Annotated in this window: 20 protein-coding genes and 1 tRNA gene; 13 read left to right on the forward strand and 8 right to left on the reverse strand. The window is 38.2% G+C overall.

Going from position 1 to position 19,043, the window contains the following annotated elements; translation table 11 throughout:
* Positions 1-6: 6 nt before the first annotated feature.
* Positions 7-567, reverse strand: coding sequence for an NUDIX hydrolase (locus tag SKC37_RS03620; protein ID WP_377980151.1), 561 nt, complete (start codon positions 565-567; stop codon positions 7-9).
* 1 nt (position 568) lies between these two features.
* Positions 569-2,131 (reverse strand): NAD(P)/FAD-dependent oxidoreductase, encoded by a 1,563-nt coding sequence (locus tag SKC37_RS03625; protein WP_377980152.1) that lies wholly within the window; start codon positions 2,129-2,131, stop codon positions 569-571.
* A gap of 45 nt (positions 2,132-2,176) precedes the next feature.
* Here SKC37_RS03625 and SKC37_RS03630 point away from each other — a divergent pair, with 45 nt between their 5' ends.
* Positions 2,177-4,096, forward strand: coding sequence for a thioredoxin domain-containing protein (locus tag SKC37_RS03630; protein WP_377980153.1), 1,920 nt, complete (start codon positions 2,177-2,179; stop codon positions 4,094-4,096).
* On the opposite strand, the gene ruvC is transcribed toward SKC37_RS03630, so the two are convergent.
* Positions 4,089-4,664, reverse strand: coding sequence for a crossover junction endodeoxyribonuclease RuvC (gene ruvC / locus SKC37_RS03635; protein ID WP_377980154.1), 576 nt, complete (start codon positions 4,662-4,664; stop codon positions 4,089-4,091). The two genes, SKC37_RS03630 and ruvC, sit on opposite strands and share 8 nt — an antisense overlap.
* 11 nt (positions 4,665-4,675) lie before the next feature.
* Here ruvC and SKC37_RS03640 point away from each other — a divergent pair, with 11 nt between their 5' ends.
* Together SKC37_RS03640 and SKC37_RS03645 are read left to right on the forward strand one after the other, a co-directional pair.
* Positions 4,676-5,287, forward strand: a complete 612-nt coding sequence (locus tag SKC37_RS03640; RefSeq protein WP_377980155.1) for a polysaccharide deacetylase family protein — start codon at positions 4,676-4,678, stop codon at positions 5,285-5,287.
* Positions 5,284-6,054, forward strand: coding sequence for a TatD family hydrolase (locus tag SKC37_RS03645; RefSeq protein WP_377980156.1), 771 nt, complete (start codon positions 5,284-5,286; stop codon positions 6,052-6,054). The genes SKC37_RS03640 and SKC37_RS03645 overlap by 4 nt, the downstream gene beginning before the upstream one ends.
* Here SKC37_RS03645 and SKC37_RS03650 read toward each other — a convergent pair.
* Positions 6,038-6,793, reverse strand: coding sequence for an ATP-binding cassette domain-containing protein (locus tag SKC37_RS03650; protein WP_377980157.1), 756 nt, complete (start codon positions 6,791-6,793; stop codon positions 6,038-6,040). The two genes, SKC37_RS03645 and SKC37_RS03650, sit on opposite strands and share 17 nt — an antisense overlap.
* A 14-nt stretch (positions 6,794-6,807) precedes the next feature.
* On the opposite strand from SKC37_RS03650, the gene SKC37_RS03655 reads away from it, so the two are divergent.
* Positions 6,808-8,283 (forward strand): xylulokinase, encoded by a 1,476-nt coding sequence (locus tag SKC37_RS03655; RefSeq protein WP_377980158.1) that lies wholly within the window; start codon positions 6,808-6,810, stop codon positions 8,281-8,283.
* Positions 8,284-8,318: 35 nt separating this feature from the next.
* Here the strand turns inward: SKC37_RS03655 and SKC37_RS03660 are convergent.
* Together SKC37_RS03660 and SKC37_RS03665 are read right to left on the reverse strand one after the other, a co-directional pair.
* Positions 8,319-8,402 (reverse strand) — tRNA-Leu (locus SKC37_RS03660).
* A 71-nt stretch (positions 8,403-8,473) separates the two neighbouring features.
* Positions 8,474-9,712: an ABC transporter permease gene (locus SKC37_RS03665; RefSeq protein ID WP_377980159.1), complete on the reverse strand. Its 1,239-nt coding sequence runs from the start codon at positions 9,710-9,712 to the stop codon at positions 8,474-8,476.
* Between the two features lie 223 nt (positions 9,713-9,935).
* Here SKC37_RS03665 and SKC37_RS03670 point away from each other — a divergent pair, with 223 nt between their 5' ends.
* Positions 9,936-11,822, forward strand: a complete 1,887-nt coding sequence (locus tag SKC37_RS03670) for a DNA topoisomerase IV subunit B (protein WP_130896689.1) — start codon at positions 9,936-9,938, stop codon at positions 11,820-11,822.
* Here the strand turns inward: SKC37_RS03670 and SKC37_RS03675 are convergent, their stop codons facing one another.
* Positions 11,823-12,131, reverse strand: coding sequence for a tetratricopeptide repeat protein (locus SKC37_RS03675; protein WP_377980160.1), 309 nt, complete (start codon positions 12,129-12,131; stop codon positions 11,823-11,825).
* 51 nt (positions 12,132-12,182) lie between these two features.
* Here SKC37_RS03675 and SKC37_RS03680 point away from each other — a divergent pair, with 51 nt between their 5' ends.
* Genes SKC37_RS03680 through ribF form a run of 8 tightly spaced genes read left to right on the forward strand, consistent with a single transcriptional unit; the run spans position 12,183 to position 17,940 of the window.
* Positions 12,183-12,917, forward strand: coding sequence for an electron transfer flavoprotein subunit beta/FixA family protein (locus tag SKC37_RS03680; protein WP_377980161.1), 735 nt, complete (start codon positions 12,183-12,185; stop codon positions 12,915-12,917).
* Position 12,918: 1 nt separating this feature from the next.
* A complete protein-coding gene (locus SKC37_RS03685) occupies positions 12,919-13,848 on the forward strand; it encodes an electron transfer flavoprotein subunit alpha/FixB family protein (RefSeq protein WP_377980162.1) in 930 nt (309 codons plus the stop codon).
* 43 nt (positions 13,849-13,891) lie between these two features.
* Positions 13,892-14,461 (forward strand): bifunctional nuclease domain-containing protein, encoded by a 570-nt coding sequence (locus tag SKC37_RS03690; RefSeq protein WP_377980163.1) that lies wholly within the window; start codon positions 13,892-13,894, stop codon positions 14,459-14,461.
* Between the two features lie 2 nt (positions 14,462-14,463).
* Complete coding sequence (locus SKC37_RS03695) at positions 14,464-15,348, forward strand: cell division protein FtsX (RefSeq protein WP_377980164.1); 885 nt, start codon at positions 14,464-14,466, stop codon at positions 15,346-15,348.
* A gap of 1 nt (position 15,349) precedes the next feature.
* Positions 15,350-15,553 carry a DUF3098 domain-containing protein gene (locus SKC37_RS03700; protein WP_377980165.1) on the forward strand — a complete coding sequence of 68 codons (204 nt, stop codon included), beginning with the start codon at positions 15,350-15,352 and terminating at the stop codon, positions 15,551-15,553.
* Positions 15,553-16,341, forward strand: coding sequence for an undecaprenyl-diphosphate phosphatase (locus SKC37_RS03705; RefSeq protein ID WP_377980166.1), 789 nt, complete (start codon positions 15,553-15,555; stop codon positions 16,339-16,341). Before SKC37_RS03700 ends, SKC37_RS03705 begins: the two co-directional genes overlap by 1 nt.
* A complete protein-coding gene (gene truB / locus SKC37_RS03710) occupies positions 16,329-17,018 on the forward strand; it encodes a tRNA pseudouridine(55) synthase TruB (RefSeq protein ID WP_377980167.1) in 690 nt (229 codons plus the stop codon). Before SKC37_RS03705 ends, truB begins: the two co-directional genes overlap by 13 nt.
* Complete coding sequence (gene ribF, locus SKC37_RS03715; protein ID WP_377980168.1) at positions 17,002-17,940, forward strand: riboflavin biosynthesis protein RibF; 939 nt, start codon at positions 17,002-17,004, stop codon at positions 17,938-17,940. The genes truB and ribF overlap by 17 nt, the downstream gene beginning before the upstream one ends.
* On the opposite strand, the gene pheA is transcribed toward ribF, so the two are convergent.
* A complete protein-coding gene (pheA, locus tag SKC37_RS03720) occupies positions 17,914-18,990 on the reverse strand; it encodes a prephenate dehydratase (protein WP_377980169.1) in 1,077 nt (358 codons plus the stop codon). The genes ribF and pheA overlap by 27 nt on opposite strands.
* Positions 18,991-19,043: the final 53 nt, after the last annotated feature.

The following is a 19,043-nucleotide window of genomic DNA, read 5'->3' on the forward strand; positions in this document are numbered from 1 at the left end:
TCGAAATTATTCTTCACCATGGAAGAGTTGGTACATGATTAATGCTGTGGCTCCCCAAATCAAATTCCCATCATACACAAAGGACGGACTCAGGATTGTATTTCCATCGTAGCTAACTTCATACGGTTGTAGATTAGCCGGATCTTGAAAGAAAGACACAGGTATTTCAAAAATACGATTAATTTCTCTTTTATTTAAATCGTAAGAGAGCTTTTTATTTATCCGAATCGAAAATGCCGTCATCCAATAATTAGAGACGTGAATCCAATGCTCTGTAATATATGTTAAAGAGGATGATTCGATCTCCACCCCTATTTCCTCGAGTACTTCTCTCGCCGCCGTTTCACGTAGATCTTCATCCGTCAAATCCATTTTTCCACCAGGTAAAGCCATTTGGCCGCTGTGGTGTCCATCGTATTGATTACGTTCGATTAAAACAAGGTGAGGTTCTTGATCAGGTAATTCAATAAATAAAACCGCTACTGCGGCTTGTTTAGCCTGAGCTTTAATCTCCTTTTTTTGGAGAATTTGTTTGTATAGCTGTTGGAAAGGTTCAAACTCTCTCATTTTACAATAACGTCTGTGCGATCGCTTCAGCACATCGTATTCCGTCCAAAGCCGCTGACATAATACCGCCTGCATATCCTCCACCCTCACCGCAAGGATACAGTCCTTTAATTTCCGGATGTTCCAATGTTTCTTTATCGCGGGGAATTTTCACCGGAGAGGATGTTCTACTCTCTAAACCGATGATCTGGCCTAAATTGGAAGAGAATCCTGGTATTTTCTTATTGAAATCTTGGAACCCTTGGGCCAATGATTCAGAGATATAATCAGGTAGGAATTCCCGCATTTCGCCTGGCTCTAAACCTGGTACGTAACTCGTCGGATGAGAACTCTTGCTCGCTTTTCCTTGGATAAAATCCAGGGTATATTGGGAGATCGCTTTTTGGGACCCTCCTACTAAACTTCCAGCCTTCTGCTCTAATTCTTCTTGCAATGCCATCCCTGCCAAAGCCCCAAATTCCTTGTATCTTGCTAAATCTTCCTCTACAATACTAACTACAATGCCAGAATTCGCATATTTAGAATCACGTCTAGATGGGGACATGCCATTGACTACGACTTGATTAGGTGAGGTAGCTGATGGTACAATAAATCCTCCAGGGCACATGCAGAAAGAGAAAACGCCACGTTGAACACCTTGGAAAGTACTTTGCGTTACCAAGCTAAAACTAGCTGGTGGTAAGTATTCGGGCCGTTGTTTTACCTTGTATTGGGCTTGATCTATGAAAGTTTGCTGATGTTCAATTCTTACGCCGATAGCGAAAGGTTTAGCTTCGATAGCTACGCCTCTGTTTTGCAATAATTGGAATATATCTCGGGCAGAGTGTCCTGTGGCTAATAATAATCGGTCAGCTTGAAATTCCGCTCCATTCGAGCATACCACCCCTTTAATGGATTTATTTTCGATTAAAAAGTCAACCACTCGGTGATGAAAGTGAACTTCTCCTCCCGCTGCGATTAATGCATCTCGCATGGATGCAATAATACCTGGCAATTTATTTGTTCCTATGTGTGGATGGGCCTCAAATAAAATGTCACTATGGGCGCCATGCGCCACAAATGTTTCTAAAACACCCTTGATGTCTCCTCGTTTCGTACTTCTAGTATATAATTTACCATCAGAATAGGTACCGGCTCCACCCTCTCCAAAACAATAATTTGAATCGGGATCTACTAAATTAAAGCGATTAATGGCGGCTAAATCACGTCTTCTTTCCCGTACATCTTTACCTCGCTCTAAAACAATGGGTTTGATTCCTTTTTTAATAAAATCTATCGCCGCAAATAAGCCAGCTGGACCAGAACCGATGATGATGACTTTTTTAGCATCTTTAGGTAAAGTGGGTAATTGAGCAGAAAGACTGAAATCGTGCCCTTTCTCATAAAAACCGATCCGAAGATTGACTTTGATTTGCCTGCTTCTAGCGTCGATTGACCTTTTTTCGATTCGATAGGTACAAGCCGCTAAATACGGCTCTCCCATTTCAGCTGTTAAAAATTGAGCTAGTTTTTCAGGAGAATGGGCAATATCTGGGCTAAGAACGAAGTCTCTTTGGTCAATCATACGAGTATTTTGTGCAAATTTACGAATCAATTTTGACTATTTCAGATGAATAAGCTCGGCGCAGAGGTTTCCCCCTATTTATTGCAACATAAAAACAACCCGGTTCATTGGGAGCCTTGGGGTTCTGAGGCATTAGATCGAGCAAAAAGGGAAGACAAACCCATTTTAGTCAGTATTGGTTATGCTGCCTGCCATTGGTGCCATGTGATGGAACACGAATCATTTGAGAATGAGGAAGTAGCGGCTATCATGAATGAATACTTTGTGAATATTAAAGTAGACAGGGAAGAACGACCGGATGTGGACATGGTATATATGGAGGCTCTTCATCAGATGGGATTGAATGGAGGCTGGCCACTGAATGTTTTTTTATTACCAGACCAAAAACCATTTTACGGCGGGACTTATTTCAAAAAAGCTAATTGGATTCAGCTGCTTCACTCGATTCACAATGCTTTCGTGAACAATCGGGAAGATTTAGCCAAATCAGCGGATGGTTTCGCCGAAAGTCTTTCTGAAAAGGCATCGTTCTTTGCTCATTCGGATTTAGCTGAAACGGCTGCAATTATTCCTGCTGCTTTGACTAAAATTAAATCGGCTTTAGATCCTGTTTTTGGAGGTATTAATAAAGCGCCTAAATTCCCTCTACCCTCTTTGATTCAGTTTTTGTATTCGGTTCCCAGTTCTCTATCTGTTGAATTAGCTTTACCTATTCTTCAAAAAACGTGGATGGAGAAAATGGCCCAAGGGGGAATCTACGATGCTGTAGGTGGTGGATTTTCGAGGTATTCGGTAGATTCAGAGTGGTTTTGTCCGCATTTTGAAAAGATGCTCTATGATAATGCGCAATTATTGTCTGCCTACACAAAAGCCTATAAGCGAGAGCGTAATCCGCTGTACCAAGAGGTTATTTTTGATACGATTTCCTTTTTAAAGAGAGAGTTACTTTCTCCTCGGGGATTGTATTATTCCTCCTTAGATGCTGATTCAGAGGGTGAAGAGGGATTATTCTACACCTGGTCTCATGCGGAATTGGCTGCCTTGAATAATGAAGAATTCTTAAAGACTTATTCCATATCAAAGAATGGGAATTGGGAAGATGGACGCAATATTTTATTCAAATCATCTCCTGTTTTAAATGCTCATTTTGAGAAAGAGATGGAGGTTTTACGCGCTACACGGCTTACACGAATAAGACCTGGGACAGATACAAAGGAAGTCTTGGTTTGGAATGCTCAATTGGTTGCGGCGTTTATAGAAGTCTATCAAGTTTTTGGTCGAAAAGAGGATTTACAAGGCGCCTTGGATTTACTACAGGCTATTGAAATGCATCTTAACAAAGAGAATCTCTGGTTACATCAGGCTCAGTATTCGCGTGAACCGATTGGTGCTTTTTTAGATGATGGGGCGGCTTTGGTTTTGGCCTATATTCAAGTTTATTTGTTGACTTCAGATATAGTCTATAAAGAGAAAGCTGACAAACTTATGCAAATGATATGCGATGATTTTGCTCATCCGGAATTAGCGTTATATCAGTACCGTTCTAAAAAGGCAGACTATTTAATTGCGGAGAAGGTGGAAGTAATGGATTCAGTGATGCCTTCATCTAATTCAATGTTATGTGAAGCATTCTTATGGATGGGTATATTGAAAAATAAAGCCGATTATACTCTTAAAGGTCGTGCCATGTTATCTCAAATTATCGAAAGAGCCATGGCTCATCCAGCCTATTTTGCAAATTGGCTACGTATTTATTCCGAGTGGATAGAACATCCCAAGGCGATGTTGAAATATGCAGGGAATGTTGACGGGTTAGCCGGTTTTAATTGGTGTATCGATAAAGATCAACTAGTTTTTATTCCCTCGGATGAAATAGAGGCCTATTTGTTGTGTGTGGGAGATTATTGCTTTGCCCCTGTTTTGACCTTGCAAGAAGTAGATAAGCAGTTAGCGGAACTTATTTAATTCGTTCTGGATTTTCTGTGACGAATGCACCCCAGCCTTTCTTCGTTCCTTTGAGCGTGGAACTGATGTTTTTATTGTGGAAATGATGGCAAATGGCGATTCCGAGGGCATCCGTAGCATCGTGCATTTTGGCATCTAATTTAATGTTGCCAATAATCTCCACCATTTTAGCGACTTGTTCTTTCGACGCATTCCCATTCCCCGTTACAGATTGCTTGATTTTTTTAGGTTCGTATTCCGCTATAGGAATTGATTTCGAGAAGGCCAAAGACATCACCATTCCCTGCACGCGCCCTAATTTCAACATCGACTGAATGTTTTTCCCAAAGAAGGGAGATTCAATCGCTATTTCATCGGGTAAAAACTCTTCTAAAATCCCTAAAACGCGTTCGTGAATCTTTAAGAATTTAGCCCCCTGCGTCGTGTATTTAGTTAAGTTTAACACTCCATACTGCAACACAGTAACCTTGTCATTCGTGATACGCAATAATCCATAACCGAGGAAACGGGTACCTGGGTCAATACCTAAGATTATTTTTTCTGAAGAGGATGTGCTAATTTGCGTCATTAAAGCTCTGTATGTTTATTCATCAAATTCCGTCGTTCATTCCTGCCCTTTTACCCCGATTTACGTGGTCAAAAGCAGCTGATCGTCAGATTTATTTAACCTTTGATGATGGACCAACTCCTGAAATTACGGATTTTGTCCTAGAATGCTTAGCGGAATATGAAGCAAAGGCCACATTTTTTTGCATAGGCAAAAATGTGGTAGAAAACTCGAGTATTATTCAACGCATTCAGGCTGGTGGTCATAGCATCGGAAATCATACCATGAACCATAGTAATGCCTGGAAAATGGATTATGCGGCTTATGTAGAAGACATCCAAAAATGTGAAAATGTATTTGTGCATCAACATATTAAATCTATTGGCTTTCGTCCTCCTTACGGACGGATTACGCGCAATATGTATAAAGAATTGGATAACGTCATTCTATGGAGTGTATTAACGGGGGATTACAATGCGGCATTAACACCGGACGTTATCCTAGAATCAGTACTTCCATTACTAAAACCTGGGGCTATCGTTGTGATGCACGACAGTGTCAAAGCCTTTCCTCATTTACAAGTTATTTTACCTGCAATACTAGCTTATTGTAAACAACAAAGTTTTGTTTTATCCGCCCTATGATTGATACGCACGCACACTTGTATGATGTTCATTTTCAAGAAGATATGCTCTTTTACTTAAAGGAGATTCAGGACGCCGGCGTAACTGAAGTTTGGTTGCCTAATTGTGATTCGGAATCTTGGGTTGATTTAAAAAAGTTAAGTGAAAATCACCCTGATTTTGTTCTTCCTATGATCGGTTTGCATCCTACCTATGTGAAAGAAAATTACTTAGAAGAGTTAGCTGTTCTAAAAAAGGAGTTAGACAATAAAAAGGTGCTAGCCATAGGCGAAATAGGTTTAGATTATTATTGGGATACCTCCTTTGCAGAACAACAAATGGATGCTTTTAAGCAACAGTGCCATTGGGCATTAGATCTTGGTTTGTGGGTGGACATCCACTGTAGAAAAGCGTATGCAGATTTAATTAAAACCCTTAAGTTACCTGAATTCTCTCATTTAGGAGGTATTATTCATTGTTTTGCAGGTGACGCTAGAGAAGCAAAGGTTTTGACTGATTTAGGCTATTATTTAGGCATTGGAGGTGTAATCACTTATAAAAACACGACGCTATTTGAGGATATTAAGGATATTCCTTTGTCTCGAATTGTATTAGAAACAGACGCACCCTATTTAAGCCCTGTACCCTTTAGAGGAAAGCCTAATTCACCTAAGAATATACCTATCATTGCTCAAAAATTGGCTGATTTACACGAGGTGTCATTAGATCATGTGGTGTCCCAGACGAACGAAAATGCAAGGCAATTAAAAACTATCTCAGGTTATTAATTAGGCCTTTCATTTGATTATCCCAGTCAAGTATCGCTTTTTTTAGTCTCAAGACCACAGAATTTGATGATTCCTTAAACTTTGTCCAAGAGCCTTGAAATACTAATTTCCCATTCTCCATAATTCCGACAGAATGGCTTAATTGTAGTATATCGGTCAAATCATGACTAATCAAAATACAAGGAATAGCCCGCTCATTAACAACTGAAGCAATTATTTGAGAGAATTCTAATTTTTGTTCCGTATCTAATTGGCTAAATGGCTCATCCAAAACCAAATAAGAAATAGGTTGGCTGATGGCCTCCAATAGCGCTAGTTTCTGCCTCTCTCCTCCTGATAAAGAGGCTACTTTCGTGTCTTTTTGTTTTATCAAATAGAATTGTTTGAGGTATTTCGTAATCACAGCATCCTGTTGTGCATTAGGTAGGTATTGGAATAATACCTGGGCATAATTATATACGGAGTGATGAGGCTTTAAATGAAGAGTTTGTGGGACATAGCCCGCCTGTTTGAATTGTGGAATCAGTCGATCGATTCCATCATTTAATTCCTTTGAATTAATGCTAATGGAATAGTCTGGATCGTATTTTAAACCTACTAATAGGTTCGCAATCGTACTTTTTCCCGAACCACTTTTTCCAATTAATGCGTAGATTTCGCCTGATTTTACCTTTATTTGAATATTGGATAAAGCAAAATGACTAGTAACTTGGTGTTTCTTTATGCCGATTTTTAACATTAAACCTATTTAAAATGATTCTGTGCGGAATTGATGTGGGAACTTCTTCCATTAAAGTTAGTATTGTTGATGCAGCAAACCAACAATTAATTTACTCTACTTCTTATCCAGAGGTTGAAAATGAGATTTCTTCCCCTCAACCAGGTTTTGCTGAACAGGACCCAGAACATTGGTGGCATTGTGTAAAACAAGCCATTTTAAAGGCTAATTCTACGGGTTTATACGATCCTAAAAACATCGGAGCTATTGGTATATCGTATCAAATGCATGGTTTGGTTGTAGTAGATAAAGAAGCCCAGGTGTTACGCCCATCCATTATTTGGTGTGATTCCCGTGCCACTCCTTTTGGAGAAAAGGCCTATAAAGCATTGGGTGAATCATTTTGCCAAAATCACTATTTGAATTCTCCTGGTAATTTCACTGCCGCTAAATTAGCCTGGGTAAAAGAGAATCAACCTGACGTTTTTGAACAAATCGCACAAGTATTATTGCCAGGTGATTTCATTGCAGGTCGTTTTACTTCTACTTTCACTACAACAGCTTCTGCCCTTTCAGAAGGCATTTTATGGGACTTTAAGGCCTCTCATCCAGCAAAAGACTTAATGGCTTATTACGGATTCCCAGAAACTATCTTCCCTCCTGTTCATCCTTTGTTTTCAGACCACGGCACGATTACTGCTAGGGTCGCTTCTGAATTAGGTTTAGGATCTCATGTGAAGATAACGTATAAAGCCGGTGATCAACCTAATAATGCCTATTCGCTTGGAGTTTTGCATCCGGGTGATATTGCCACTACAGCAGGTACCTCCGGTGTGGTGTATGGAATTTCGGATGAATTGAAGTTTGATACAGAAAATCGGGTTAATTCGTTTGCTCACGTAAATCACACAGTCACTAAAACAAGTGTAGGTGTATTAATGTGCATCAATGGAACGGGTATTTTAAACCGTTGGGTGAAGCAGAATTTCTTCCCTACTTTATCTTATGCCCAAATGAATGAGTTAGGTAGAAAAGCGGCAATTGGTACGAATGGTTTAGTTTGTATGCCTTTTGGGAATGGTGCAGAACGAATCTTTCAAAATCAAACGCTGGGTGGTAGTTTCCAGCATCTAGATTTCAATCGACATCTATCAGCTGATATTATAAGAGCTGCTCAAGAAGGTATTGCCTTTTCGATGGTCTATGGTATAGAATTGCTAGGTAACGTGGGCGTTAAGCCTAAGAAATTAAAGGCAGGTTTAGCTAATATGTATTTGAGTGAGCTATTCACACAAGCGATTGTTAATGCTTCCGGTGCCTCAGTTGAATTATTGGAATCAGATGGAGCTTTTGGTGCAGCTTTAGGCGCGGGTGCAGGTGTAGGATATTATGCTAATGAAGACGAAGCAGTGAGTCATATCAAAGTCTTGAAAACGATTCAACCTGATGCAAATTTAAAGAATGCTTATGCGGATGCGTATGGTGTTTGGAAGAATAATCTACCCGCTTAAAAAAGGCAAAGCCTCTCAATTGCTTGAGAGGCTTGTACCCAGAGCCGGAGTCGAACCGGCACGGGCTTGCACCCACGGGTGTTTGAGACCAGCGCGTCTACCAATTCCGCCATCTGGGCAATTCAAAATTGCAATGCAAAACTAGGCTAAATCATTTGCTTTCGCAAATGTGTTTTACACAAATTCTGTTTTATTCGTAGCGTAAAGCTTCCACAGGATCCATCTTAGAGGCTTTGAAAGCTGGATAAATTCCTGAAAATAAGCCAACTAAAACACAAATAATGATACCAGTCATCATCCATAACCAAGGGATAATAAAGCTAGCTGCCCCTGAGCTAATGGCCTGAGCGATTAAGTTTCCAATCGGAATAGCTAACATGATCCCTCCTATTCCGCCTAATAAGCAAATCACAATCGCTTCAATCAAAAACTGCTGTAGAATACGTCCTGGTGTAGCTCCCAGTGATTTACGAATACCAATTTCACGCGTTCTTTCGCTGACAGAAACCATCATGATATTCATTAAGGCAATGGCGGCACCTAGAAGTGTAATGAAACCTATGACAAAACCTCCAATTCGTAAAGATCCGGTGATACTTTCAAAACTTTTAGCGATAGAATCAGAGCGATCGATACTAAAGGAATCTTCCATTCCTATAGGATCCATACGTACTTTTCTCATGGCTCCACGAGCTTCTTCCATAAAGTCATCTACGTTTGTAATTAAAGAAGAAGAGGTCGTAATATCAAAGGTCAAATTTCGACCAACCGCCATTTTACGGCCTGTTTCTAAAGGGACCATAATCACGCGATCGTCACCGCCACCCATCATATTACCTTTCTTGTCCAATACGCCAATTACTTTTAGTTTGATTCCTGAAACAATTAATTCAGAGCCGATTGGGCTGTCTTTTTCATACAATTGATCAATGACATCTACCCCTAGTATACAAACATTGATGGCATTTATTTGTTCGTTTGGCGAGAAATTACGCCCTGCTCCTACTTTATAGCCTTTTAATTCCATGAAGTTCTCGTCGATTCCTAGCACACGCGTATTAGGATTTGTTTTCTTGGAGGCATATTTAGCAATCGCGTTATTATTTACGTTGGTCTTTAGAGAGACTTTTCCTTTAGTTGAAAACAAATACTTATAATGTGAAGCTTCACGGAAATCAATATTCTTAAATCGTTTTTCTTTTTGGCCCTCGCGTCGCACTTGCATGGCTGGACGATTACGGATGTCAAAAGAATTGGCACCTAAACCTGAAAATGAATTATCCACTGAACTTTGAATTCCATCAATAGCGGTTAGAATTCCTACCAAAGAGGTAATTCCTAAGGATATAATAAGTGCAGTCAATACCGTTCTCAACAGGTTTCCCTTGATGGAACGCAGACCCTCTAATACATTTTCTTTTACATTCATAAGACTCTTTGACTAAGCCGGAATTTTCCGGCGACTAAATCACATAGTGATGACTAGGTCACGAAGTGACGACTGTTGCAACGCAACTGCAAGTTATCCCCTTTTTTACAGCATTAAAAACCAATGAAACAGGGTTTTAATCCGTTAGTCCTTTTTTTTGCCTAATTAATTCAATCACCCCTCTTTCTTAATCCCGAACTATTTGATAATTTAGTGTAAAATTATGTCAGTGGAAGAAAATCAACAAAGCGCACCCATTTATAACGACGACAGTATTCGTTCCTTAGATTGGAAAGAGCACATTCGGCTTCGTCCGGGTATGTATATCGGTAAATTAGGCGATGGTTCATCGGTGGATGATGGTATTTATGTTCTTGTAAAAGAGATCATGGATAACTCAATTGATGAGCACATGATGGGAAATGGGAAGTCCATTGACGTTAAAATCTCTGATCATAAGGTGGAAGTGCGTGATTACGGTCGGGGTATTCCTTTGGGAAAAGTGATCGATTGCGTTTCCAAAATCAATACGGGTGGTAAATATGATTCAGGTGCTTTCCAAAAGTCTGTAGGTCTAAATGGTGTGGGTACTAAAGCCACTAATGCCCTATCTAATTACTTTAAAGTACAATCTTACCGAGATGGCCAAACAAAGTGGGCAGAGTTTTGTAAGGGCGAATTAACCGCTGAATCTCCAGGCATTGAAGCTTCGAATGGGAAGAGTGGAACGCACGTACAGTTTGAGCCAGATAATACCATTTTTAAGAATTACCATTTCATTCCGCAGTATTTAGATTCCTTATTTTGGAATTATGCTTACTTGAATGCAGGATTGACCATTAATTTTAATGGAGAGAAGTATTTTTCCCAAAATGGTCTCTTCGACTTACTTTCTAAAAAGACGAATGCGGAGGAAAATCGCTATCCAATTATTCATTTAAAAGGGAACGATATTGAGTTAGCGATTACGCATAATAACCAATACGGAGAGGAGTATTATTCTTTTGTCAATGGTCAAAATACGACTCAAGGTGGAACTCACCTGGCAGCATTTAGAGAGGCGATTGTAAGAACGGTTCGTGAATTTTTTAAGAAAGATTTTGATCCATCGGATGTCCGTGCGAGTATCGTGGGAGCTATTGCGATTCGGGTTCAAGAACCCGTTTTTGAATCTCAAACGAAGACTAAATTAGGAAGTACGACTATTTCACCTGATTCAAACTCCACCTCGATTCGTACGTTTGTAGGGGATTTTGTGAAGACGGAATTAGATAATTATTTGCACCAAAATCCAGCATCTGCCGATGCTTTATTAAAGCGTATTTTACAATCAGAACGTGAGCGTAAGGATATTGCTGGTATCAAGAAATTAGCTAATGAGCGTGCGAAGAAAGCGAACTTACATAATAAGAAATTAAGGGATTGTCGTGTACACTTGTCGGATGAGAAATCGGAGACTCGTCACGACACTACTTTGTTTATCACGGAGGGTGATTCAGCTTCTGGAAGTATCACTAAATCACGTGATGTGCAATTGCAGGCGGTATTTAGTTTAAGAGGAAAGCCATTGAATAGCTTTGGCCTAACAAAAAAGATTGTCTACGAAAATGAGGAGTTTAATCTATTGCAACACGCATTAGATATTGAAGATTCCTTGGATAATTTGCGTTATAATAAGATTGTCATTGCGACGGATGCCGATGTGGATGGCATGCACATACGTTTGTTGATTTTAACGTTTTTTTTGCAATTCTTTCCTGATTTAGTGCGAAATGGTCACTTGTATATTTTAGAGACTCCCCTATTTAGAGTTCGAAATAAGAAAGAAACCCGTTATTGCTACTCTGATGAAGAACGTCGCAATGCGATCGAAGCTTTAGGGCCTAAGCCTGAGATTACGCGATTTAAGGGTTTGGGTGAAATTTCTCCTGAGGAATTCGGGAACTTTATTGGTGAGGATATTAAGCTAGAGCCAGTGATTCTTGAAAAAGATTTTACCATTCCGCAGCTTCTAACCTATTACATGGGTAAAAATACACCTGAACGCCAAAAATTTATCATTGACAACCTCGTTGTGGAAAAAGATTTGGAAGAGGTTTTATTAGGGTAATTAGAAATTCAATTCAAGGAGTTGCTTAAGTTCTTTCAAGGCTTTAGTAGCTCCTTTTTTTTCTGCTTCATTTATTCCTAGCATAATTATTTCTTCTGCTCTATCTTCCTTCATTTCAGTTAGAAGTGCGTTCGCATAGGTGTAGTATGTCGCTATATAGCCCGGGAAATCTGTAATGATTCGTTCAAATGACTCAAAAGACGCTTCAATAGCCTTTTCTTTATACAATTCTATCGCTAATAGATAGTGGTTAAACGGATCCGTTGGATCTTGATTAATCTCATTTTTAATAAATTCTTTGCGATCCATTTTGCTAAATTAAAAACAAATTAGTATGCTTGCATAACAATTTAATCTGCCATGAAAATACTAGTCTGTATCTCCTGTGTCCCAGACACTACCTCAAAAATAGCAATAGATCCATCAACCTCCCAAATTAGTAGCCAAGGATTAACATTTATCGTAGGTCCCTACGATGATTATGCCCTTTCGAGAGCTATTGAACTAAAGGAAAGTAATGGTGCAGAAGTCATTGTTTTGCACGTAGGTGGTTCCGAATCTGAAGCACTTATTCGTAAATGCTTAGCTCTGGGAGCAGATTCAGCTGTACGTGTTGATGGGAATCCTACTACTTCGGCTCAGATTGCGAATGCCATTGTATCCTATGTTAAACAAAATCCGATGGATTTAATTTTGATGGGTAAAGAGTCCATTGATTATAATTCTGGAATCGTCCATGGTTTAGTGGCGGGAGCTTTAGGATATACCCATTTTAACCCGGTGATGCATTTAGATGTTGCTGGTGATGGTTTAAAATTAGAAGTGGAAATGGACGGCGGTAAAATGGAGGTTTCTTGTCCCCTACCCGCTGTTTTGGGTTGTCAAGAACCCATTGCCGAGTGGAAAATTCCATCTATGCGCGGTATCATGACGGCTCGTACAAAAGAAATAGTGGTATTGCCTTTGGAATCCATCGGTCAAATTCAGATTGTTAAAGCTGATATTGCCGAAACAGCTCGCAAGAACAAGATGATTAAAGCCGAAGATGCTGAACAGTTAATTGATTTATTAAGAACGGAGACAAACGTATTATAAGATGAAAAAGGTCGCTATTATTGTTCAAACTAAAGAAGGTCAACTTTCAGATTCTTCTAAATCATTACTTTCATATGTATCCTCATTTAGTCCAGAGACTATACTACTTTTGGCTATAGGTGACGTGAAGTTTAGTTCAGTTCCATCTTCTAAATCGGTGGATGTTATCACTTTATCCGATGGATTGTGGACAGATTCGTCTTCTATTGAACCCTTAACGAAAATACTAGAGGGTTTTACGGTATTTGGGATAAAATCTATTCAAGTCGATAATTTATTAAGTCTTCTAGCTGCAAGTTCAACTCAGGAAATGATCTCGGGTATTCAGCAGTTTACTTATTCTGGTGGGAAATATGTTATTAATAAATCTATTTTCTCTGGTAAGGCGTCTTTGTCACTCACCACAGAATCTGCTGCCTTTTTCAGTTTGAACCGTAATTTTGATTTTTCAAATACGCCAGACTATGCTGAACAATTCATTGGGTCTATTTCAACAGTTAATGCTGCAATAGGTAGCCATGCGTCTATAATTGCCTTGAAACCGATTACTGGCGCTATACCTTTACCAGATGCTGCATTAGTGGTGGGTGCTGGTCGTGGTTTAAAAGATCCAAGTAATTGGACGATTGTAGAGGATTTGGCCAAAGCTCTAGGGGCTGCAACCGCTTGTTCAAAGCCAGTATCTGATTTAAATTGGCGCCCTCATCATGAGCACGTAGGACAAACCGGCGTTAAGATTTCACCTAATTTATATATTGCTTGTGGTATTTCTGGAGCGATACAGCATTTAGCAGGAGTAAATGGTTCTCGTATTATTGTCGTGATTAATAATGATCCAGAGGCACCATTTTTTAAACATGCGGACTACGGAATTGTAGGTGATGTAAATGATATCCTACCAAGGTTAACAAAAAAGCTTCAATCTCATTAAAATTAGCGGTCTAATTGGTACATTTGTGTTTTAATATAGGCCTTTGAAAGAGTTTGTTCCTTTGCGTATTTTATCAGTGAACCCTAGTTCTGTGGGAGCTAGTTCCTATATTCTATTATTAGAGGCAGATAATACACAAGCCTTGCGTTTTCCTATCGTTATTGGTAGTCAAGAAGCTCAATCCATATCTGTTTATTTAGAAAAAATTCAGCCAAGTCGGCCTTTAACGCATGACTTGTGTGTGAATCTGCTCTCTCATTCGAATGTTTCTATCTTAAAGGTACTTATCACAGACTTTAAGGATGGTATATTTTATGCCAATTTAGAGATTGAAAAGGACGGAGAAGTAACTCAAGTGGATGCTAGACCGTCTGATTCCATAGCTTTGGCCATCCGATTAGACATTCCAATTCTTATTTCTGAGAAGTTATTACATGATATCTGTATTCCAGAAGATGAATTATTAGATGAATTAGAGGAGGAATATGATTTAATAGAAAAAATTCCTTCGAAAAGATCTAAGGTTGAATTAGAGAGCTTGTTAGATAAGGCTTTGCAGGAGGAAAATTATGAAGAGGCTGCCAAATTAAGAGATGAAATTGAAAAGTTATAAATATGAAATATTCTAAAAGTCGTCCACAATCTACCCAGTTTACCTTGGTGATATCCATGGCGAGTTTGGCCTTTATTCTTGCCCTATTCTTTCAATTATTTGTCAGTGTAAAATCTTGGGGAGATGAAATTAAGTCACAAATGAAAGTATATGTGTACTTAAGTGATTCATTACAAACTAATGAGCTTGCATCGACGATTACCTATTTCAAATCGCGTCCTTACCTAAATCAGAAAGATTTTAAACCCGAATTAGAATTTAAATCTAAGGCTCAGATTGCCTCTGAGTTTTTGAAATCATCTCAAGAAGACTATCAAACTCTATTAGGTGAAGAAAATCCGTTTAAAAATTGCTTGATTTTAGGGGTCAAAGATGAATTTAAGGACGAAGCATCTTTTAAGAAGATTGTAGCGGAAATTCAGGCTAGACCTGATGTTTACGAAGTAACGTATCCTAATACATTTTTAGGATCACTATTGAGTAAAATTAAAGCGGTAGGCTATATAGGTGTAATTTTAATCGTTCTACTTGTCTTATTTGTCTATATTCAACTGGCTAATAATATTCGTTTACATATTCATGGAAATCGGGTTTTAATCAAGACAATGCAGTTATTAGGTAGCACAAATGGCTTTATTAAAAAGCCCTATTTACTCAATTCCTTATTCGTAGGTTTCTTGGGCGGGGTGTTAGGTTTTGTTTTTGCGGATGGAGCCTTTTATTACTTTTCTACCTCTATTCCAGAAATCTCATCCTTATTCTTTGAGGTGTCTAATCAAGTACAATTGGCCATTGTCTGTGTCGGTTTTTGTAGCTTATTTAGTTTAATCGCCTCATTCTTTTCTATCACTAAGTATTTAAAAATTCAACATACAAATCTTTTTTAATATGAGTCAATCGAATATGCCATTAGGCTCCAAAGACATTAAGATTCTTTTAATAGGAATTGCGATCATGTTAATTGGCTTTTTTGTCATGACCATGGATAAAGAAGAGTTTGGTTTTGGTTTTTTAGGTTTAACACTTGGACCTATACTTGTTATTGTAGGGATTATCATTCCCATTTTCGCCTTATTTAAGTGGAAACGCTAATGAATGAGATTCTTAAGACCATCATTTTGGGAATAATAGAGGGCTTAACTGAATTTTTGCCTGTTTCTTCTACTGCACATTTAATTGTTTCAGAAAATTTACTGGGTATCGACAATGACAAGTTCCTTAATTTCTTCACTGTATTTATTCAATTAGGCGCCATTTCGACTGTGCCTTTTCTTTATTTTAAGCGATTATTTGCTTCTGGTATTTCTGTTTATTTTACTATCCTTGCTTCTTTTGTTCCAGCGGTCATTTTAGGTGTTTTATTAGATGATTTCTTAGAAGCGTTATTTGAGGGATACTGGTTTATTGCCTGTTCTTGGATAATAGGTGGAATAATTCTAATACAAATAGATAAGTGGTTACCTGCCAAATCAGATTCTGTAGACATTCAGAATATATCTTATTTACAAGCTTTTAAAATTGGATTGTTTCAATGTATAGCCATGATTCCTGGTGTTTCTCGTTCTGGAGCTACTATTGTAGGTGGCCGGGTTTTAGGTTTAAGTCATTCAGCTGCTGTTGAATATTCCTTTCTACTGGGTATTCCAACTATTTTAGGTGCTAGTGCGAAAAAGCTGTTGGATTATAGACACGATTATGATGTGCTATTTACTAAAGAACATTTACAATTTTTAGGAATTGGAACCTTGGTTAGCTTTGTAGTGGCTTTATTAACCATCAAATGGATGGTAGGATTTGTTCGTAAACATGGCTTTACTTTATTTGGTTATTATCGCATCATTGCGGGTATTTTATTAAGTGTGTATTTGTGGATGAGTTAGGCGAAGTACTAGATAAATTTTACGTCATTAATAAGCCCAAAGAATGGTCTTCCTTTGATGTGGTGAAGAAGATTCGTAATCTTGGTCGCTTTAAGAAGATAGGTCATGCTGGAACGTTAGATCCATTAGCGACGGGTATACTTATTATGTGCGTAGGTAAGTACACGAAGAAAATTGATTACTTTCAATCGCTTCCTAAAACGTACACAGGTAAACTAGTTCTAGGAAAAACGACTCCGTCCATAGATTTAGAAACAGTTTTTGACGGTGAATTTCCAATTGACCATATTAATGCGACTATATTAGAGGAGGTTCGTAAAACATTTTTAGGTTCTATTCAGCAAGTCCCTCCTATTTATTCTGCTATTAAACTTAATGGACAACGTTTATTTACGCATGCTCGTAATGGGGTTAGTGCTGATGAATTAGAGATTAAGATTCGAGAAGTGGAAGTATATCGAATGGATATTGACGCCTCTAACTTTCCTGAGATTAGTTTTGAAATTGAATGTAGTAAAGGAACGTATATCCGTAGTATTGTGCGTGATTTTGGCATAAAGTGTCAATCAGGTGCCTACATGAGTGAATTAGTTAGAACAAAAATTGGTGATTGGGGTTTAGATAAAGCACAAGAGGTGGCCACTTTTAATAGCGATTTTTATGAAGTGCTTTTATAGTTTTGATAAAGTTCAGGTGGAGGGCCATACGGCGGTAACAATCGGTATGTTTGATGGAATACATTTAGGTCATATTAAAGTTATCCAAGGTTGTCTTCAAGTAGCGAAAGATTCAGGTCTTAAAACTTGTGTCATTACTTTCTCTAATCATCCTGCAGACCACTTTACCGGAAAGCGAAATGAATTATTGATGCCAATGCAAGAGAAAATTGTGGCACTGGAATCTTTGGGAATTGATTATGCTATCATTCTTCCCTTTGACTCTTTTATAGTAGAATTACCCGCGAAAGATTTTATACAGGATCAATTATTAGATCGATTAAAAGCCACTATAGTAGTATTAGGTTATGATAACCACTTTGGTAAAAATAGAGAGGGATCAATAGCGTTTATTCAAGATAAATTTTCAGCTGAACTTGAAGCTATTTCCATTGATGTAGCTAAAGTGGATGATGTGATTGTAAGTTCCTCTCAAATTAAAAAGTATTTATCTGAGGGGGAAGTATTAAAGGCAAAAGCTATGCTGGGACAGCCTTTCTCGATATCTGGAAAAGTCATTCATGGAAATCAGAATGGCCGAAAAATTGGATTTCCTACCGCTAATATGTCTTTACATGCTGATAATAAATTTATACCTCAATTAGGGGTGTACTTATGTGAGGTCAAGGTGGAATCAGGATCATTTTATGGTTTAACGAATATGGGCTATCGTCCTACCCTAAACAAAGATGAGGGAATCCACATTGAAACGCATATTTTGGGATTTGATGGCGATATATATGGCCAAAATATTGAAATACAATTCATGGAAAAAATCAGATCTGAAAAGCGATTTGACTCTTTTGAAGAATTAAAGAATCAAATCGCTGCTGATTTAGCTTGGGCTAAATTGTATCTAGCACAGGTTCATGTAACTTCCTAAGAAGACTAATTCATCTCCTCTCTTAGCTAACAATTCGGCTATCTTTTGGTCTAATTTATTGCCCTCAATATCTATAAAGAACCAAAATTTAAATTCATTCGTGTCCTTTTGAGGTCTAGATTCAATCTTTAATAAATTAATACCTCTAGTTTCAAAATCCTGTAATAAGGATAATAACGCCCCAGGCTTATCATCATTTTTTAATTTAACGGCTAAGCTTGTTTTGTCCTTATCCGTTTTTTTCAAATTTTCAACCTTGGATATAATGAAGAAACGCGTTTGGTTAGCATCATTATCTTGAATATTATCAAATAATATAGGTAAAGAATAAATCTTAGCCGCTATATGTGAACATAAAGCAGCCCCATCCTCTTCCTCTACAGCTAATTTAGCCGCACGGGAGGTTGAATCTACTTGTACGAAGAAATCTTCCTCCTGACCTGAGAAATAGTCGTTCAGGAAGCCTTTACATTGCTGGAATGCGATGTCTTTTGAATAGATTCTTTTGATTCCTTGGATGCCATTGTGCTTCGACGCTAAGCAGAAGTTTACAGGAATGATAATCTCGGAGATAACGAATAGATTTTTTTCATTTAAAAGATCCATGGTTTCTTTTACCATACCCTCTTGATTATTTTCAATGGGTACTACGCCATATTTTGCACGCCCGGTTTCAACAGATTCGAAAACAGACTTAATTGACGGTAAAGAAATATAATCAGCCACTGCCCCGAATCGGTTTTCAGCAGCCTGGTGCGTAAAACTACCTTCTGGTCCTAGATAACATATTATCTCAGGTAATTCTAGGTTTCTTGACACGCCAAAAATTTCTAAGAATATGGCTTCAATAGCTTCTTTCTTTAACTTACCTGTGTATTGGCTAGCTAATCGATCGATGATCTCCTTTTCTCTATCAGGATGGTAAATCACTGAATTAGACTCTCGTTTTAATTTACCGATCTCTTCTACAAACTCCATTCTTTTCACTAAAAGCGAAAGAATCGAATCATCTATATGATCTATTTTGCCTCTTAATTCAGGTATATTCATGCGTAATAATGTGCTAATTAACTCAATTTACGAATTTTAGCAGATTTAAGGAA

It is taken from the genome of Aquirufa esocilacus (genome assembly GCF_042715595.1).
Taxonomy (GTDB): Bacteria; Bacteroidota; Bacteroidia; order Cytophagales; family Spirosomataceae; genus Aquirufa; species Aquirufa esocilacus.

Coding starts and splice junctions, on each gene's coding strand:
- SKC37_RS03620 (WP_377980151.1), bottom strand. CDS start 567: ATGAGAGAGTTTGAACCTTTCCAACAGCTATACAAACAAATTCTCCAA.
- SKC37_RS03625 (WP_377980152.1), bottom strand. CDS start 2,131: ATGATTGACCAAAGAGACTTCGTTCTTAGCCCAGATATTGCCCATTCT.
- SKC37_RS03630 (WP_377980153.1), top strand. CDS start 2,177: ATGAATAAGCTCGGCGCAGAGGTTTCCCCCTATTTATTGCAACATAAA.
- ruvC (WP_377980154.1), bottom strand. CDS start 4,664: ATGACGCAAATTAGCACATCCTCTTCAGAAAAAATAATCTTAGGTATT.
- SKC37_RS03640 (WP_377980155.1), top strand. CDS start 4,676: ATGTTTATTCATCAAATTCCGTCGTTCATTCCTGCCCTTTTACCCCGA.
- SKC37_RS03645 (WP_377980156.1), top strand. CDS start 5,284: ATGATTGATACGCACGCACACTTGTATGATGTTCATTTTCAAGAAGAT.
- SKC37_RS03650 (WP_377980157.1), bottom strand. CDS start 6,793: ATGTTAAAAATCGGCATAAAGAAACACCAAGTTACTAGTCATTTTGCT.
- SKC37_RS03655 (WP_377980158.1), top strand. CDS start 6,808: ATGATTCTGTGCGGAATTGATGTGGGAACTTCTTCCATTAAAGTTAGT.
- SKC37_RS03665 (WP_377980159.1), bottom strand. CDS start 9,712: ATGAATGTAAAAGAAAATGTATTAGAGGGTCTGCGTTCCATCAAGGGA.
- SKC37_RS03670 (WP_130896689.1), top strand. CDS start 9,936: ATGTCAGTGGAAGAAAATCAACAAAGCGCACCCATTTATAACGACGAC.
- SKC37_RS03675 (WP_377980160.1), bottom strand. CDS start 12,131: ATGGATCGCAAAGAATTTATTAAAAATGAGATTAATCAAGATCCAACG.
- SKC37_RS03680 (WP_377980161.1), top strand. CDS start 12,183: ATGAAAATACTAGTCTGTATCTCCTGTGTCCCAGACACTACCTCAAAA.
- SKC37_RS03685 (WP_377980162.1), top strand. CDS start 12,919: ATGAAAAAGGTCGCTATTATTGTTCAAACTAAAGAAGGTCAACTTTCA.
- SKC37_RS03695 (WP_377980164.1), top strand. CDS start 14,464: ATGAAATATTCTAAAAGTCGTCCACAATCTACCCAGTTTACCTTGGTG.
- SKC37_RS03700 (WP_377980165.1), top strand. CDS start 15,350: ATGAGTCAATCGAATATGCCATTAGGCTCCAAAGACATTAAGATTCTT.
- SKC37_RS03705 (WP_377980166.1), top strand. CDS start 15,553: ATGAATGAGATTCTTAAGACCATCATTTTGGGAATAATAGAGGGCTTA.
- ribF (WP_377980168.1), top strand. CDS start 17,002: ATGAAGTGCTTTTATAGTTTTGATAAAGTTCAGGTGGAGGGCCATACG.
- pheA (WP_377980169.1), bottom strand. CDS start 18,990: ATGAATATACCTGAATTAAGAGGCAAAATAGATCATATAGATGATTCG.